Origin of the sequence: Chryseobacterium sp. 3008163, from assembly GCF_003669035.1 — a bacterium.
In the GTDB taxonomy this organism is placed as follows: domain Bacteria; phylum Bacteroidota; class Bacteroidia; order Flavobacteriales; family Weeksellaceae; genus Chryseobacterium.
The window spans coordinates 2,015,595-2,033,007 of sequence record NZ_CP033070.1; the positions used below are offsets into that span (position 1 = coordinate 2,015,595).

Here is a 17,413-nt window from a genome sequence, read left to right on the forward strand (position 1 = left end):
AACGCAAAGTGAGCAAAGAGACAATCTGTTAATTTTAATTGAAATGTACACTCCATCATTTAAAAATGACAGGATGCAAAAATATCATGAATACCTCTGCAACGATATTGCAAAGTTTCATGGAATATTTAAAATCAATAAATTAAATCTTAGGAGGTTGCCAGATGTGATCGTACACCTGATAGGCAAAATTGTTTTTCTGAAATAGAATTTTCTTGGAAAAATAAGTTTGAATCTGCTTAGGAATATTCATTGAAATATCCATTTTAAAAGCTGTAACCGTAATTTGACAGCAATTGCAAATACATAATGGTGAACAGATATCGCCTTTATCTTTAGAATGAGATTCGTCGATGTTTAATGATAGTTTTGTTTTGTTTGAACCTGATTGTTGATGCACATCTTCGCACGGCATTACGGATAACACCATGAAATACATTGCTAAAATCAATCTGAATAGGTTCATTATGACAAAGGTAGAGTTTTTTTTGTAAAATAAATTTGGAATATTCTCAATTTAATTTTAAAATAAAAAACCACTGCATTACGCAATGGTTTTTAAAAAAATATAAAATCAAAACTATAAATTTGGATTGTTCTCTATTTCCTTCTGTGGAATTGAAAACAAATAATATCTGCTGTTGGGCGCAAAAGCCGACTGATCAGGAAAAGCGAAAATAGAATGTCCTCTTCCATTCACCATCTTTACCGTTCCATCGGGAGTGGTTACCTGCACCTGAATCGGTTGTCCGCTTGTATTGACATAAGCTTTTCTTTCTACTTTACCTTGTGTTCTGATGATGTCTGAGAGAGAGAAACCTTCTCCGAATAGTTCTTTCCTTCTTTCAGTTAGAACTTCTTTAATCACAGCATTCTGCGCAAGAGAACCATTATAAACATTGGCATTTCTAGCTGTTTTTAATTGATTTAAAACGGTCACCGCATTGGAAACATTACCGTTTCTTGCTTCGGCTTCAGCTTCAATTAAATACATTTCAGATGCTCTCATGAAAACGATATCGGCAATTAAATTAGCTTTAAATTTAAATTTAGCATATCTCAAAAGTCCTTCTCTTCCCGGCAATCCGTCCCATGAAAATAGAGAATAACGGATATCATTGGTATCAAATAAATCTTTAAAATAAGGATCAGCCATAAAACTGTAATAGTAGCTTCCCGAAGATGAGACATCCAAAAAGTGGAATGCATAGCTTTCACCAGACTGTTCCTGAGTTTGTGCGTGACCCCAGATCCATTCTCCGTTGGTGATGTCGTTGAAGCCTTCTTTGTATTTTTCGGCATTCATTAAAGGAAATCCTGTTCTCGCAATTTTTGCAGAAGCGATTGCGTTGGTCCATTCGCCGGTGTTTAAATAAACTCTTGCCAGAAGTCCGTTGACGACAAATCGGTCGATTTTATCTTTATTGTTTCTGGAATAATTTTGAAGCAATTGGTCGGCATCCTTCAAATCACTTTTAATTAAAGTGTAAATTTCTTCGAGGCTTGCTTTTTTCTTCCCTACAGAATTGGTGGTTGCCGGTCCGGTATAAATGGGAGCAGTCGGAGCATTTTTATCTTTCAAATAACTAAACTGATAAAAGCTGGCAAGATTTAAATAACAGAACGCACGTAGCGCTTTCGCCTGGCCTTTCACCTGATTTTTCTTTTCCTGAGTTCCTTCAGCAATATCAATTTTGGCAATCACATTGTTCATATTATTGATGACAGAATATAAAGACGTCCAGATATAAAGCGATCTACCTCCAGTATTATTCACCAAATCAGTAAATGCATAAGCCGATGGAAACCCATATTTGTTAGTCAAAACTGCAACATCACTTCCCATGGCATCGCTGGTTCTTAAAACCGTTGAATAACCAATATTGGCATACGTCGTTCCGTCGTCATTAAACTTCGCCCAAGTTCCGTTGATTACTGTTTCGGCACTTTCTGCAGTTTTGAAAATTTCAGCTTCATCTGCCTGATTGGTTGGTGCGGTTTCAAGATCCTGCTCACAGCTGATCAATGAGATGGCGGCAATTAAAGCAAAAGATATGTATTTTAATTTTTTCATATGTAGGATTTATTGTTTTTTAAAGGTCATCCCGAATGGTCGGGATAGGTTATGGAATCGTGTCATCTTCATCAGTTTTTGTTTTTCCAAATCATGGCGATTTCATTGTTTAAATTTTAAAAAGATTAAAGCGTAGCCTGCAGTCCGAAAGTTACCGTTCTCATTGCAGGATATCTGTAATAGGTTGTTCCGTCCAGAGTCTGCTCAGGATCCATTCCTTTATGTTTGTAGAATGTGAAAAGATTTTCTGCCTGAACGTACACTCTCAGTTTTTTTAACCCTATTCTTTCAAAGTAATTTGACGGAAGTGTATATCCCAGACTCACGTTTTTAATTCTTGCATACGTTCCCGAGTATAAAAATCTTGACGAAGCGGAAGTCCAGTTATTGGTCGTCGTGCTTAAAGCAGGAACATCGGTATTGGTATTTTCGGGAGTCCATCGATTTAACATTTCAGAGCTCCATGCTCTTCCGGCAGCACTTCCGTTGTGCATTAACATCGTATAATCAGTATCGAGAATTTTTCCTCCCAAACTAAAAGTCAGCAATCCTGAAAAATCAAAATCTTTATATCTGATACTTGTGGTAAGACCTCCCATCACTTTTGGCAAAGAAGATCCTTGCAAAATTTTTGTGGCTTTTGAATACTCAGAAGTTGTTCCTTCCACTGTATTTCCGTTGGCATCGGTGGTGATTGTTTTCCAAAGGGGATTTCCGTTGCTTGGGTCGACTCCAATCCATTCAGGAATGAAGAAATCGTAAATAGAACCTCCGACTTGCAAAAGTTTTGTTCCGCTGACAATAGACCCTTTCGGCAGTTTGGTTATTTTATTGTTTAAAGTACTCAGATTCATATCAACATCCCATTGAAAGTCATCAGTTTTAACGGGCGTTGTAAATAGAGAAAATTCAAAACCTGTATTTTTTAATTCTCCGATATTTGCCTGATATCCGCTGAAACCCACTGACGGAGCCAAAGGCATATCAAACAAAAGATCTTGACTCTGACGTTGGAAATATTCTACATTTCCTTTGATTCTGTTTTTCAGAATGGCAAATTCCAAACCTACATTCAGATTGAGGTTGGTTTCCCATTTCAAATCCGGAGTAGGAAGCCTGCTTGCCACCGTACCGCCTTCACCTAAGTTGTTATAAAAGGTATACAGACTTTGATACGCATAATACGTGCTCAATTTGTCATTTCCCTGTCCTCCATAACTTGCACGAAGAGTCAGCTGATCGAATATATTTAAATCTTTAATGAAATCTTCATTCGAAGCCCTCCAAGAACCACCGACTGACCAGAACGTCCCCCATCTGTTTTCAGGAGAAAATCTTGAAGAACCATCTGCCCTTACCGATCCGGAAACGAAATATTTATTTTTAAAATCATATTCCACTTTTCCCAAGAAACTTAACAAGCCTAATTTATCGCTGTTTCCACTGAATCCACCCAACAAAGCTGCCGCATCCGGCTCGTAATAATAGGGAAGTGAAAATTGGCTTCTGTTTCCAGAGATGGTTTGAAATTCGTAATGATAAAATTCCTGACCCGCCAAAATATTAAAGTGATGCTGGTTGAATTTTTTATCAAAAGTCAGAATATTACTGGTCGTATAAGACAGCGTTCTTGAGTTTGTTTTTGTTACTGAACCACCGATCTCACTTCCCTGCCCAATCAAAGGATTTGAATAAAAGTGACCGTTGTAATTCACCAAATCAACAGAAAAACTAGATTTAAATTTCAATTCTGGTAAAAAAGTAAAGTCTAAAAACCCTTTTCCTGAAAAGTTATCTTCTCTGTTTTCATTTTTATCTAAAGGCAACGTCGCTGCTGCATTTTGATTCTGTAAAGCACTTGTTGGACGGTATTTTCCAAAGTCATAAATGTAATTTCCATTGGCATCTAATCTGTGGCTTCCATCTACATTTCTTTCGTAATAAGGATAAAACGAAGGGATGACTCTTGCCGCATTAATGATATTATCCGTCCTAGAATCTGATGAAGGCGGCGCTTCCTGAAGACTGTTGGTATAACTTAAATTAGCTCCTACGTTCAACCATTTTTTGACTTCAGAATTAATTTTCAGTCTTGTGCTGTATTTCGTAAAACCTGAACCAATGGCAATTCCTTTATCATCGAGATAACCTAAAGAGAAATAATAATTGCTTTTTTCACTGCCACCACTGAAATCCAGATCAACCTGACTTCTTGCGGCTACTCTTTGAAGAATATCTCTCCAGTCGTCATTCCATAAAGCATTTGCACCAGACAAAAGCTTCCCGTCTGTTCCGACCGGTTTTGCAAAATTTGAACCATAAGGATTGATCCCTAAAGCTGGTACTAAATTATCACTTGCCATCTGTGCCGCCTGCTGTGAAGAGACCTGACTCGATTTATACCCATTTCTCAAAGCTTCCCAATACAGCTGAAAATACTGATCGGTATTCACCTGCTCATAATCTTTAACCGCTCTACTAGAAAATCCCTGACTGATATTAAAGTTGACCTTTGCCTCACCTTTTTTACCGGATTTTGTGGTGACAATAATCACTCCGTTGGCCGCTCTTGATCCGTATAGTGAACTTGCTGTAGCATCTTTCAAAACACTGATGGATTCAATATCATTCGGACTTATAGAGTTGATGTTTCCGTCAAAAGGAATTCCGTCAACCACAAACAAAGGATTGCTGGAAGCACTTACCGAGCCAATCCCACGAATACGGATAGAAGCTGTGGCTCCTGGTTGTCCCGAAGAACTCACCGCCTGAAGTCCAGGAACCTGGCCTTCCAAAGCTTTGGTAATATTGGTTACCGGTCTGTTATTTATTTTTTCGCTGGAAATTGTTGCCACAGAACCTGTGTAACTTGTTTTTTTCGCTTTACCGTAAGCGACCACTACGACTTCATCTATTTCCTGTTCGCGTAGTGAATCTTTTTTTGTTTCCTGCCCATGTAGATTGATAATTCCTAAGAAAAATACAGCAACGGGAGGAATCCAAATTTTAGAATTAATTAAATTTTTGTTAATCATAATCCATTTTATTTATCAATTATTAAAAAATAACCCTTTGCAGAAAAGACGGCAAAAGGCATCGATAAATACGATTAACCAATTGCTTATTTTTCCTTTAAAGGCTGAATTTAACACCTTGCGCAGAGCAGGTTGTTAAGACTTCACAGGGTCAGTTCCCTCCATCTTTCTTTATAAGCCGATCGAAATATGAGTGCAAATCTAAAAACAATTAGTCTACAAAACAAGTAGACTTTTAAGTTTCAAATTATTATTTAATGAAAATTAACTTAATATATTCTTAAAAAACACTAAAATAGAGCGTTACAAAAAATATTAAATTATAGAATATGATAAATATCATTAAAAATAATGTAATTCGAAAAAAATGATTTAAAATGGAAAAGCTTTCTACTTATTGAAAAAACTTTTTAAATTTATCCTATGAAAGTTTTAATCATCAACGGCCCGAATCTGAATCTTCTAGGCACAAGAGAACCTGAAATCTATGGAAGCATTTCCATGGAAGATTATTTAGAAAAACTAAAGTCTGAGTTCACTTCTCACGAACTGCATTATTATCAGTCAAACATTGAAGGCGAACTAATTAACAGACTTCAGAAAGGTGATTTTGATGCGGTTGTGATTAATCCGGGAGCTTTCACACATTATTCTTATGCAATTGCGGATTGTTTAAAAAATATTCAGAAACTGAAAGTGGAAGTTCACATCAGTAATATTTACAAAAGAGAAGAATTTAGGCAGAAATCTGTAACGGCAGCTTGTACGGATGCAGTTTTGTCTGGTTTTGGGATGGAGGGATATCGACTGGCGATTTTGAGTTTAAAATAGTTCCTCACGGATTGCACAGATTTTCACAGATAAATGTGTGAATTTTGCTCTCGCAGATCAAACTGATTATACCGATTTTTCTTTAAAATAAAAAAGCCTCATCAATCGATGAGGCTTCTCACTATTTCTAAATGGTCTGTTCCTGCAATTGAGGACCAGAGGCAATCAGCTTTTTGGCTTCGTCATTACCGCAGTACTGCTCGAAGTTCTTAATATATTTTGCAGCAAGATCTTTTGCTTTTTCTTCCCATTCTGCAACATCATTGTATGTATCTCTCGGATCTAAAATACCTTCAGAAACATTCGGCAATGAAGTTGGAATTTCTAAATTCATTACAGGGATTGTAGTTTTCTCAGCATTTTCAATTGATCCGTCGATAATTGCATCAATAATTGCTCTTGTATCTTTTAGAGAAATTCTTTTTCCTGTTCCGTTCCAACCTGTGTTCACTAAATAAGCTTTTGCTCCGTGCTCTTTCATTTTACCAATCAATGTTTTAGAATACATAGTTGGGTGCAATGTTAAGAATGCTTCACCAAATGCCGGAGAGAAAGATGGTTCCGGTTCTGTAATTCCTCTCTCTGTTCCAGCTAATTTTGAAGTATAACCGCAAAGGAAATGATATTGAGCCTGGTTTTCATCTAAAATAGAAACCGGAGGCAAAACTCCGAAAGCATCAGCCGAAAGATAAACAATCTTGCTTGCGTGACCTGCTTTAGAAGGTAAAACGATTTTATTAATATGATAAATCGGATAAGAAACTCTCGTATTTTCTGTGATTGAACCGTCTTTGTAATCAGCAACTCCATCATTAACCACAACATTTTCTAGAAGCGCGTCTCTTTTAATCGCTCTGAAAATATCCGGTTCTTTTTCTGCTGACAAATCGATTACTTTAGCATAACATCCACCTTCATAGTTGAAAACTCCGTTGTTATCCCAACCGTGCTCATCGTCACCAATTAAATATCTTTTAGGATCTGCAGACAAAGTTGTTTTTCCTGTTCCCGAAAGTCCGAAGAATAACGCTACATCTCCTTCTTCACCAACGTTAGCAGAACAGTGCATCGATGCCATACCTTTTAACGGAAGGTAATAATTCATCATCGCAAACATTCCTTTTTTCATTTCTCCGCCGTACCAAGTTCCACCAATAATCTGAAGCTTTTCTGTAAGGTTGAACATCACAAAATTTTCAGAATTCAATTCCTGCTCTTCCCAATTTGGGTTGGTAGTTTTTGAACCATTAATTACTGTGAAATCTGGTTCTCCGTAGTTTTCTAAATCGTAATGAGATGGACGGATGAACATATTTGTAACGAAATGCGCCTGCCACGCAACTTCAACGATAAATCTTACTTTTAGTCTTGTATCTTCATTAGTCCCGCAAAATGTATCGACAACATAGATTTTTTTGGCACCAGAAAGTTGATTTAAAACTAAATCTTTACAAGATTCGAAAATTTCGGGTGTTGTAGGAAGGTTTACTTTACCGTCCCAGAAAATAGTATCTTTCGTAACATCATCCTGAACAATGTATCTGTCCTTCGGCGAGCGTCCAGTGAAAATACCTGTCTGTACAGATACCGCACCCGATTCTGTAAGCTCAGCTTTTTCAAACCCCTGATTTTCAGGTGCCATTTCCGCTTGATATAACTCTTCGTACGAAGGATTATAAGTTAATTCATACTCTCCTTTAATCCCTAATTTTTGTAAATCCTGGATGATTTTAGCGTTTTTCATTTTACTTATATTTTCTTTTTGCTTTTTGTTCGTTTAACAATTCATATTAACTAATTGTTAAACTTCGATAAATATAAACATATAAGCGAAAATGGCAAATAAAAAACAAACCTTTTAATCAACTGATTATTAATTAATTAAATCACGCCATTCAAAAACAGTAGTAAAACCTTTTCCCCAAAAATAGTCTTGGTAGCCCTCAAATTTTGCACTCATCACAAAATCACCGCCCCAAGCGCCTAAACTTTTGACGAATTTTGCACAATCTGCAAAAAAAATTGATTTAACTGTCGGTATTTCAATAAAATTAGAAATACATTGCTCATGCAATATCATTAAGTCAGAAAAATTATCTAATCCATCACACAATAAAATATTTCTTGTGAGATTAGAAAATTCATCGACTAAGTTTTGAGACTTTATTTTAGACTTATAAAGATTAATTCCTTCCCGACTATCCTGCTTTTGATTTAAGTGAATGAAAATCAGCTCATTCTTAAATTTTGGATTAAAATCTACCTTTTCAAAATGAATTTCAGGTTTGTTCTGATACAATACCGCAGACTTTGCTTTTGCCACTGCAATATCATATCCGCTTCCGCCTAAACTTATGGTGTTAAGATGAAAAGGATCAATCTCGGACCATTCGGCTAGATTGTTCATTAAAGTCGAACTGCTTCCAAGACCATAGTCTGCAGGAAACTGAAGGTTTGTTCTTAAATAGTATGAATCTGTGCTTTTAAATTTAATTTCAGAAAGACTCTGAACATTTTTGAGAGTTTTAAGAATAAACTCTGCACTTGAAGTAATATTGGTTTCAAGAATCTGCCAATTTTTATAATCAATGACCGCTTTTAACCATAGTTTGTTTTGATGATAAGCTTCCCAGAAAATAAGAGATTTTCTGTCATGCTTTTCTTCAAAAAAAAACTCTTGTCCTAGCTTGGTGGGTACCGCTAAGACAAGAGCTCCGTCTACAGCGAAATATTCTGAAGTCAGCATCAGCTTTCCCGGTGAATAAATCTCGCCCATTTTTTATTTAAATTAAATTGCGGAAGCCGATGTAACTTCGCTGTCAATTTTTTAATTAATCCTTGTAAAGTCTTTCCAGGTCCTACTTCAATAAAATTGGTAGCACCATCTTTAATCATATTTTGTACAGACTGCGTCCATTTTACAGGACCTGTCAACTGAGCAATAAGATTTGCTTTAATCTGATCGGGATCTGTAACAGCAGTCGTGGTAATATTCTGATAAACAGGAATCGTCGCTTTTCTGAATTTCGTATTTTCAATCGCAGCGGCCAATCTCTCTTGTGCAGGTTGCATCAATGGTGAATGGAAAGCTCCGTTTACAGGCAATAATAATGCTCTTTTTGCTCCTGCTTCTTTTAATTTAGCACAAGCTTCTTCTACCGCAACTGTTTCTCCGGAAATTACCAATTGTCCGGGACAATTATAATTCGCAGGAACTACAATTCCGCTGATTGAAGCACAAATTTCTTCTACCTTAGCATCTTCCAAACCTAAAATTGCTGCCATAGAACTTGGATTAGCATCACAAGCCGCTTGCATAGCTTTTGCTCTTTCAGAAACCAATTTCAAACCGTCATCAAAAGATAAAACTCCGTTGGCAACCAATGCTGAAAATTCTCCTAAAGAGTGCCCTGCAACCATTTCAGCTCCAAGACCGTTTACTGCTTTTAACGCAGCAACTGAATGAATAAAGATTGAAGGTTGAGTAACCTCCGTTTTTTTCAGATCTTCATCTGCTCCACTAAACATAATGGATAAAATGTCGAATCCTAAAATTTCATTAGCAGATTCCATTAGGTCTTTAATGTCTTTACGGGAATCGTATAACTCTTTTCCCATCCCTACAAACTGTGAACCCTGCCCAGGAAATACAAGTGCTTTCATTTATTGATTTAAAAAATTTAATACAAATATATACTTTTAAAAGTAGATTTTTTTTGATTTTAAGGAGTAAGTGTTATGACACGGAATCCGGTATTTACGTAAGCACCGTTGGTTTTAGACTTCACAAATTCAAATTTTGTCGCAAGTTGCGTCTGAACTTTATTCATTTGCTTGAAAATCTCTCCTTTTTTGTTTTCTCTTGTCAACATATCATTGACAACATCGAAACCAATCACTGCATATTTACCAGGAGTTTTGCAATATTTAGCTTTGTAAGCAGCCAAAATTTCTTTCTCAAAACTGCCTTCTGCATTGATTTTTCTATCCATTAAATAAACTAAACTCGCCTGACTCAATTCATCAACCTTTTTCTCAAAACTTGGAACAGAATATAAACTGAAGGCTTTCATGCCCTGAACGTCTTTAGAAAGAGCAATCATTCGGCTGGAGAAAGCTTCACCCACTGTATCATTATCACTTGCCAAAATTGCAATCACCGGTGCAGATTGCCCCGTCATCATGTTTTGATCTAACTGAATTTCTGATGCAGAATTAACGATAGTAACGTTTGCATTTTTTAATACTTTCTCAAGATTTGCTTTGATGTAATTGGCATTATCTTTCTTAGCATCTGCCACTACATATATTTTCTGATCTGAATATACCGTTTTCACTTCCTCAACAATCTTATCTGCATACGCCTGATCGTTGGTTTCTACAATAATTAAATTGCTGTAGTTGTACAATTCCGGAGAGTTGGCAAATGGCGCAACCACCGGTATTTTCTGAGTTTTTGTAAAATCTAAAAGATCAATCACATTCGATTTGAAGAATGGACCGATAATTAAATCTGTATTATTTGGATTAATCTGGGTAAGCGAACTTTTAAATGAAGCTTCGTTTCCAGAGTCTACAATTTTGATATCCAGTTTCTGACCGTTCGCTGCATTTCTCTCAATAGCCAATTTTGCTCCGGTAAGGAAGTCTAAGGCCATTGCGCGATATTGCGTTTCGTTGGTACTGTACCCAAATGGCAACATCAAAACTACGCTTAACGCATCACCGTTTTTCTTAATGTACGCAGCGTCGAGTTTCTTTATTTTAAGAATCATGCCGGCTTTTAAACCTTTTGACAAATCTGGATTTAAAGCAACCAATTCGTCAATGGTCACTCCAAATTTATTGACGATAGAGAAAACTGTATCTCCCTGCTCAACGGTATACGTTGCATACTCATCCTGATTAGAAGAAGACTGCACAGAAGAAGATTTCTCATTTCCTGAATCTATTTTGGTTTTGCTATTGCTTGGTGATACCGTTTCTGCTGGTGCAACTACAGGTTTTGCGGTTGCAACTACAGCTTCACTTCCGCCATACTTCCTGATGTTTTCAAGAGGCAAAGTAATTTCATCCCCAATTTTCGTATGCGAATCTAAGTCAGGATTTAATTTTCGTAAATCTGTCTCAGAAATTCTGTATTGTTTTGTAATACCGTAAATCGTCTGTTTGGGCTGAAGAATAATTCTTCCGGTTTGTGCAGAACTAGACGCCGTTGTGTTTTTTACAACTGTAGCATTTCCAGCCTTTACATTAAGAATATCACCAATTGAAAACTTTCCGTCTTTAATTTTTGGATTTAGTTTCTCTAATTCAGCAATGGTAATGCCGTACTTTTTTGAAACATTATAAGGATTATCACCTTTTATAACCGTGTGTGTTTTCTGTGCAGATACGCTCAGAAACATACATAAAGCAGATAGTAAAAAAAACCTCTTAATCATTTTCAATATTATAATGTACAAAAATACTTCTTTAAAATTAAATGGCAACAATTATTAGTTTTGATTGTTCCACTTCCATTTCTTCAACAATCGTTCCCAACCATTCGTAGCCATAATCGGCGAAAAAAACAGAGAAATTAAAGATTCTCTCCTGCCAGGTTTTTGCCGGATGAACATCTAAGAATAAGGTTTCTAAACGTTCCAGCAGCTCATTTTGTTTTATTTTTTCTGCGTGAAGCAATCTTTTTTTCAATCGTTTAAAAGACTTCAACTGACGTACTTCTTCCGCTTTCACCATGTTTCCGAAAGATTTTTCAGTTGTTTCTGCTAATGATTTTAGCTGAGAAAAATTATTTAAAATTAAATTTTCCTGTGATTCTAAAGATTCCAGAACAGAATTATTATCTAAAATTTTTGAATTGGTAATTTTGGTGAAATTCTGAAAGAAATCTTCAATTTTTAAATCCAGCTTTTCGATTTTACCTAAAGTTTTCTCTTTAATAAACAACATCGAATTCCTCGGAATCAAAATTGGAAATGGAATATTGATCTTAGAAAAATAATCTTTCAACTCCAGCCAGTACATGATTTCGGCATTTCCACCGATATACGCCAAATTGGGCAAAACTTTTTCCTGATAAACCGGACGCATCAAAGCATTCGGGCTAAATCTTTCAGGGAAATTTTCAAGTTCGGCTAAAATTTCTTCCTTTGTAAATTTTCTATCGGTATCAACAATAACATAATTTTCACCGTCCAAATCTATTCTGTCTCTGGTTTCAGAAAGGTAAAATAAGTTAATCTCTCTCGGATTGACCTGAACTATTCCGTATTTATTTGTAAGGAAATCAACTTTTTCTTTTGATGATTTATTTAAACTAAAATTAATTAATTCATCTTTAAAAATTTCTTTTATCTGATTTTTTAATTCCTTAGAATCTCCGTCAAGAATCAATAACCCAAAATCTGAAAATAATCTGTTGACTAAAGTTCTGATTGCTTCCGTTAAGGTATTTCCGATTTTATAAGCTTCTTTCAGCATCAAAATCAATTCGGTTCCGAAAATAGAATCTTTAAATTCTTTCTCAAATTCAGAAATAAAAAATGTATCGTTTATCTTCATTCTTCCGACAGCACCGCCAGATTTCTCATTGATTTCGTAATAATTATTTTCTGTTTTAAAATGATTGATTTCTGCAAAATCATGGTCTTCAGAAGCCATCCAATACACCGGTACAAAATTATAATCGGGAAACTTTTCTTTAAGACTTGTACACGTTTTGATCGTCTGAAAAATTTTATAGACAAAAAACACGGGACCTGAAAAAAGGTTCAACTGGTGTCCTGTTGTGATTGTAAACGTATTGATTGATTTTAAACTTTGAATATTATCTTTCTGTTTTGCGGAAAGCTGAAGATTTGAAAGCTGATCTGTGAAAGTTTTTGAAATAACATCTCTTTGAACTTGTTCAAAAGAGTTTTGTTTCAAATGAATCTGCTGTGCAAAATTTTCAAATGAAAAAGTAGCGTTTTCGAAGCCCTCAATCTGATGATTCAGAAAATCTTTTATCAGCTGAGGAATACTTTCGATATCGTTGAATGAAATTTTATTAACTGTTTTCAACTTGATTAAATTTAGTTGAACAAATACCATACAATCCCAATATTCAATCTAAAATCATAGACTGGATAATGTGGAAATGCATAGGCTTTATTATGTGAAAGCATCGTTCCGATTTGCTGTCCTTCGATGAAGAAAAACATTTTTTTGACCTTGAAATTTAAATAAAGATCAGCAATCGGCTCGCCTCCGATAGAAAAAGAATCTGCTCTTGGAAGAATGTATTCACTAAGAATTGTGAAATATTCTCTTGAAGCAAATTTTGAGAAATAATACACTTTGATACCCGCCTGGATTTCTGCCGCATTTTTAAATGCTCTTGTCTGAAAGAAAAAGTTGGCTCTACCGATGAATGAAGGCATCGGTAAAAGATCTTTATTCGTTAAAGCACTTTGAAACTGTACTCTCGTATTTAAATGAAATTTTCTGTAGCTGAACGTTGCATCACCACCAATTTGCGAAATATTGAGTGAGTTTTCGCTTTGACGAGAAATTGCATTAGAATCAAAATACGTGTAATTATCTATTCTGAAATAGTTGGCAAACAATTCAGATTTGAACCATTTTAAATTGATACTTCCTCCGATTTCTGTGATTGCCTGATTTTTTGCATCTTGTAAATAATAATTAAATTTTCTGTAAACAGAAGAATTCGCAAGATAATTGAAAGACGGATAAACGCTTTGGAAGTTCACTTTTGCATTAACAAAGTACTCTTCTATCGGCTCAAACTTTATATTATTTGTTGTTTTCAGATAATTTCCAAACTGACTTCCTTTTGAAAATTCTAAGAATGAGTTTAACTGAAACTTGTCGAATAATTTCACCTGCAAATTTCCGACAGCGCCCAATCTGTTTTCTTTTAATTCACCCGGAACATTGACTGTGGGCAGATTTATTTCATTTAAACCAAATTTCAGCATCTGATATCGTACTCCGGCATCCAATTTAAATTTTTCGTTATCAAAAACTAAGCTTAACGTGTTGCTCAGATTATTTGAATACTTTTTGGTAGAAGGACTAAATCCAGATATAATCTCTGAAGCTGTGTTGCTGTACCAATAATTTTCTAAAGCATCTTGAAAGTAGTAATATTTATTCCCTTGATTAAATATCGTATGCCTGATTCTAAAAGGAAATTTTTCAGAGTTGAAAGGAGTAAACTGATGACTTAGGTAGTAACGTCTGTAAGAATACTGCGAACTAGATGCTTCTAAATTAACCTGAGCATTGTACTTGTTGCTGATGTTACTTGACCCCGCCTGAAAGAGATCATCATCTACAATTCCTCCGCTTTCCTGATTGTTGACATTCTGATGAAGGTAATGGGCAAATAGCTCATAGTTTCCACTTTTGGAAGTGTAATGTCCCGAAAACAAGGTTTTATTATTTGCAGCCAAAGAGTTTCTGTACATTCCTTCAGAGCGTAAACCATCGTACTCAACAGAAAAATTAAATCTCTTTCCTATATTCTGAGTATACATCGACTGTAATGCAGCACCGTTTCGCATTGCGGTATGATAAACAAAAGTTGCCGTGGGGGTTTTGACATCGTAATACTTCACGTCATCAATTCCCAAAATCACATACGCTTTATTGGAAGGTAACAACGACAGGTTTTGTTCGGCATTGACTTCGTACGAGAGTGGGTTAAATCCTGCCCCAATGTTTGCAAACTGTGCACGACCAAAATTATCTTGATTATTGTATTGTGAGAATATATGGGTTTTGTCAAAAGTCAGCACTGTATCAAAAATTTTCTTCTCAGAATACTGCGTCTGATATCGATAATCCTGAATGGTCGGCTTAAATATTTTCAAAGAATCTTTTTTCCCGGAATCAATCACCAAAGTATCAGACAACTTTTTATCCAATCTATTGGAGTCTGTTTTGTTGACGATTACTTGGGCTTTGAATAGGGAGCCGAAGAATATGAGAAGGAGGATATATTTCATGAATATTTTTTGTACAGCAAAAATAAGAAATAAAAGGAAATAAAAAACCCCGTCCTTGGACGGGGTTTTTGTATAATAAAATTAATATAAATTAATTTTTAACTAAGACAAATTTATTACCATTAGATGTTCCAGAGGCACCTGAAAAATTAAGATTTGAAATATCTATAGCGCCTGTACAAAAGTTAACATTTCCACTACCAGAAACCGAAAGCAGACCTGTTGATCCTCCATAGTTAAAAGCTTCATTGGAAGCTACTGTAACACTACCATTTGTTTGAACAGTTACCAACATATAAGCAGTACTAAAATTAGAAATATAAGCATTATTATTTGCTAATATTTTGAATTGATTAGGTCCTGGTCCTGGTTGTACAGAGATAAGATCATCAGCCGCGTAATCCGCCCATGTATCAGTCACAACTTTATAAGTTCCAGAAAATGGTGCTATATTAAAAGGACATAATTTAGTGTACCTCAAAATATATGTTTGATCAAACGTAGCATTAGGAATTGATGAAGACTGCAACTTAAACACTATAACCTTCGGCGCAACAGTAGCCCCGCTTTCTAAAAGCTTAACCTGAAATTTCCCGCCAATTTGACCAGCTTCAACTGTAGTGTTTTGATTAACGATTTGAAAATCGGTGCCCTCAACAGCAGTTGAAACAGTGGGGTCAACTACCAATTTAACTTGCGAAGTGCTAGATAAGGCATCAATTGTTCCAAAATCAATATTTATAGTATTGGAACCTGTACCCTGTATTACCGAAAATTCTCCACTTACTCCTTTATTGAAATGTAAATAAGGTTGACCATCATATACTTCCGCCTCATCTTTACAACTATTTAATAAGAAAATAAGAGAGGCAAATATTAAAAACGAGATTTTTTTCATATGTATATATTATTAATTATAACCTGGGTTTTGTTGAATATTAGGATTTGAATTGATCTCATCCAATGGAATAGGAAGGGTAAATCTAAAATCACTAGCAGGCAATGTAAGAGGAAGACCCTGATTATCATCATCATACTTATCTCTGTCTATACCAACACCAGCTGCTACACCCATTCTCTTTAAATCTACATAACGGTGGCCTTCAAAGCAAAGTTCTCTTCTTCTTTCCAAAAGAATGTCTGCATAACCTTGTTGAGGAGTTGTATATGTAATATTTTGTGCAATACCTTCCAAATTTCTGGCCAATCTAATTTCTTTTACAAGACTAGCTGCTAAAGTAAGATTTGATTCATGAATAGCAATTTCTGCTAAAATAAGCTTCATCTCAGATAATCTGAACATTTTGATATCGTTTCTCAATTGCATAGTTGCACTTGCTAAAGGAGCATTTTTACCTGGATATTTATTAATTACGATAACATCTTCTTCTCTTGGATTTGGACCATTAGGATATCCCCCATCTAGTGTAGTTGACGGATCAATAAATACTGGTTTATTTCTTACATCAGCAATTGCACCAGTATTACTAGGAAGTTGATTTAGAAGAGAATATAATTTTCTGCTCATATCAAAATTTACGGAACCATTAATATCAGTAGAATTGGTTGTCCATAGACCGGCTATGTTTGACCATGAACCAACAGCACTGTTAGGTCTGTACAAAGACCATATTATTTCCCCTCTTGTAGCATCAGTCCACATACTTGCGTAACTTCCAACAGGAGTTAAACTAAAACCAACTATAGCAGCATTTGCATTAAGTTTTGCATTTGCATCATCACCTTTATAATTATAATATCTTGCAGCAATAGCGTTAATAGCCCTTTTCTCTAGATAATGCTGTGCTAAAGTACCTGAAGCAGCTACACTTGTAGTAGTAAAATTAGTCAATGCATACTGCAAATCAGATTCGATCAAACCAAAAATTTCGGAGTTTTTTACTCTTGGCAATTTAGTATTGAAGATATCCGCTGGCTCTGTACTAAGCGCTACACCCAATGCATTAGGATCCTTCATATTTGTTGAAAAATATGCTTCCAAAGTAATATAAGCATACGCTCTTAAAGCTCTCGCATGAACTAATACAGCAGTATAAGTTGCTTTATTTGTAGCATTAAGACTATTATAATTAATTAACTTACTTCTATCTAAAAGAATATTAACCTTATTAATTATATTATAATTGCTTACCCATATACCTGATGCATCACCAGAAGTTGAGTTCAACACCCATCTGTGAGTTTGAATATCTGAAGTACTAACTCCAGCCGGACCAAAACCTACTTCATCTGTAAAGTTAGATGTAAAGAAAATTTCATTCGATGGATCGACAGCAGGATAAATGTTACCATTAAGAAACAATTTCATATCATCCGCTGTTTTAAAAGCAACAGCTGGATCATTAATTTCAAAATCCTGAACTATATCTAGTGCATCTTTACAAGATGTCATCACTAAAAAAACTGATAATATATAAAATATCTTTTTCATT

General features: G+C 35.3%; 12 protein-coding genes and 1 riboswitch. Of the genes, 1 reads left to right on the forward strand and 11 read right to left on the reverse strand.

Annotated elements, in window-relative coordinates:
• Positions 1-142: 142 nt before the first annotated feature.
• From EAG08_RS09150 to EAG08_RS09160, 3 genes are all read right to left on the reverse strand, one after another.
• Positions 143-466 (reverse strand): DUF6660 family protein, encoded by a 324-nt coding sequence (locus EAG08_RS09150; RefSeq protein ID WP_129535155.1) that lies wholly within the window; start codon positions 464-466, stop codon positions 143-145.
• Positions 467-580: 114 nt separating this feature from the next.
• Positions 581-2,074 (reverse strand): RagB/SusD family nutrient uptake outer membrane protein, encoded by a 1,494-nt coding sequence (locus EAG08_RS09155; protein WP_129535156.1) that lies wholly within the window; start codon positions 2,072-2,074, stop codon positions 581-583.
• Between the two features lie 125 nt (positions 2,075-2,199).
• On the reverse strand, positions 2,200-5,109 hold the full coding sequence (locus EAG08_RS09160) for a SusC/RagA family TonB-linked outer membrane protein (protein ID WP_129535157.1): 2,910 nt from the start codon (positions 5,107-5,109) through the stop codon (positions 2,200-2,202).
• A gap of 83 nt (positions 5,110-5,192) precedes the next feature.
• A riboswitch (SAM riboswitch) is annotated at positions 5,193-5,289 on the reverse strand.
• A gap of 243 nt (positions 5,290-5,532) precedes the next feature.
• Here EAG08_RS09160 and EAG08_RS09165 point away from each other — a divergent pair.
• Positions 5,533-5,940 carry a type II 3-dehydroquinate dehydratase gene (locus EAG08_RS09165; RefSeq protein ID WP_129535158.1) on the forward strand — a complete coding sequence of 136 codons (408 nt, stop codon included), beginning with the start codon at positions 5,533-5,535 and terminating at the stop codon, positions 5,938-5,940.
• A 127-nt stretch (positions 5,941-6,067) separates the two neighbouring features.
• Here the strand turns inward: EAG08_RS09165 and pckA are convergent, their stop codons facing one another.
• From pckA to EAG08_RS09205, 8 genes are all read right to left on the reverse strand, one after another.
• Entirely contained in the window at positions 6,068-7,684 is a 1,617-nt protein-coding gene (gene pckA, locus EAG08_RS09170; protein ID WP_129535159.1) for a phosphoenolpyruvate carboxykinase (ATP), read from the reverse strand.
• Positions 7,685-7,813: 129 nt separating this feature from the next.
• Positions 7,814-8,716, reverse strand: coding sequence for a GYDIA family GHMP kinase (locus EAG08_RS09175; RefSeq protein WP_129535160.1), 903 nt, complete (start codon positions 8,714-8,716; stop codon positions 7,814-7,816).
• Complete coding sequence (fabD, locus tag EAG08_RS09180) at positions 8,686-9,603, reverse strand: ACP S-malonyltransferase (protein WP_228446839.1); 918 nt, start codon at positions 9,601-9,603, stop codon at positions 8,686-8,688. Before fabD ends, EAG08_RS09175 begins: the two co-directional genes overlap by 31 nt.
• A gap of 59 nt (positions 9,604-9,662) precedes the next feature.
• Complete coding sequence (locus EAG08_RS09185) at positions 9,663-11,348, reverse strand: LysM peptidoglycan-binding domain-containing protein (RefSeq protein ID WP_228446840.1); 1,686 nt, start codon at positions 11,346-11,348, stop codon at positions 9,663-9,665.
• 73 nt (positions 11,349-11,421) lie between these two features.
• Positions 11,422-13,008 (reverse strand): bacillithiol biosynthesis cysteine-adding enzyme BshC, encoded by a 1,587-nt coding sequence (gene bshC / locus EAG08_RS09190; RefSeq protein WP_129535162.1) that lies wholly within the window; start codon positions 13,006-13,008, stop codon positions 11,422-11,424.
• Positions 13,009-13,019: 11 nt separating this feature from the next.
• Complete coding sequence (locus EAG08_RS09195; protein WP_129535163.1) at positions 13,020-14,960, reverse strand: putative porin; 1,941 nt, start codon at positions 14,958-14,960, stop codon at positions 13,020-13,022.
• A 91-nt stretch (positions 14,961-15,051) separates the two neighbouring features.
• Positions 15,052-15,858: a DUF4843 domain-containing protein gene (locus EAG08_RS09200; protein ID WP_129535164.1), complete on the reverse strand. Its 807-nt coding sequence runs from the start codon at positions 15,856-15,858 to the stop codon at positions 15,052-15,054.
• Between the two features lie 12 nt (positions 15,859-15,870).
• Positions 15,871-17,412 (reverse strand): RagB/SusD family nutrient uptake outer membrane protein, encoded by a 1,542-nt coding sequence (locus EAG08_RS09205; RefSeq protein ID WP_129535165.1) that lies wholly within the window; start codon positions 17,410-17,412, stop codon positions 15,871-15,873.
• Between the last annotated feature and the right edge of the window lies 1 nt (position 17,413).

Excerpts from the sequence above, each read along its gene's own strand:
- EAG08_RS09150 (WP_129535155.1), bottom strand. The coding sequence starts at position 466 with ATGAACCTATTCAGATTGATTTTAGCAATGTATTTCATGGTGTTATCC.
- EAG08_RS09155 (WP_129535156.1), bottom strand. The coding sequence starts at position 2,074 with ATGAAAAAATTAAAATACATATCTTTTGCTTTAATTGCCGCCATCTCA.
- EAG08_RS09160 (WP_129535157.1), bottom strand. The coding sequence starts at position 5,109 with ATGATTAACAAAAATTTAATTAATTCTAAAATTTGGATTCCTCCCGTT.
- EAG08_RS09165 (WP_129535158.1), top strand. The coding sequence starts at position 5,533 with ATGAAAGTTTTAATCATCAACGGCCCGAATCTGAATCTTCTAGGCACA.
- pckA (WP_129535159.1), bottom strand. The coding sequence starts at position 7,684 with ATGAAAAACGCTAAAATCATCCAGGATTTACAAAAATTAGGGATTAAA.
- EAG08_RS09175 (WP_129535160.1), bottom strand. The coding sequence starts at position 8,716 with ATGGGCGAGATTTATTCACCGGGAAAGCTGATGCTGACTTCAGAATAT.
- fabD (WP_228446839.1), bottom strand. The coding sequence starts at position 9,603 with ATGAAAGCACTTGTATTTCCTGGGCAGGGTTCACAGTTTGTAGGGATG.
- EAG08_RS09185 (WP_228446840.1), bottom strand. The coding sequence starts at position 11,348 with ATGTTTCTGAGCGTATCTGCACAGAAAACACACACGGTTATAAAAGGT.
- EAG08_RS09195 (WP_129535163.1), bottom strand. The coding sequence starts at position 14,960 with ATGAAATATATCCTCCTTCTCATATTCTTCGGCTCCCTATTCAAAGCC.
- EAG08_RS09200 (WP_129535164.1), bottom strand. The coding sequence starts at position 15,858 with ATGAAAAAAATCTCGTTTTTAATATTTGCCTCTCTTATTTTCTTATTA.
- EAG08_RS09205 (WP_129535165.1), bottom strand. The coding sequence starts at position 17,412 with ATGAAAAAGATATTTTATATATTATCAGTTTTTTTAGTGATGACATCT.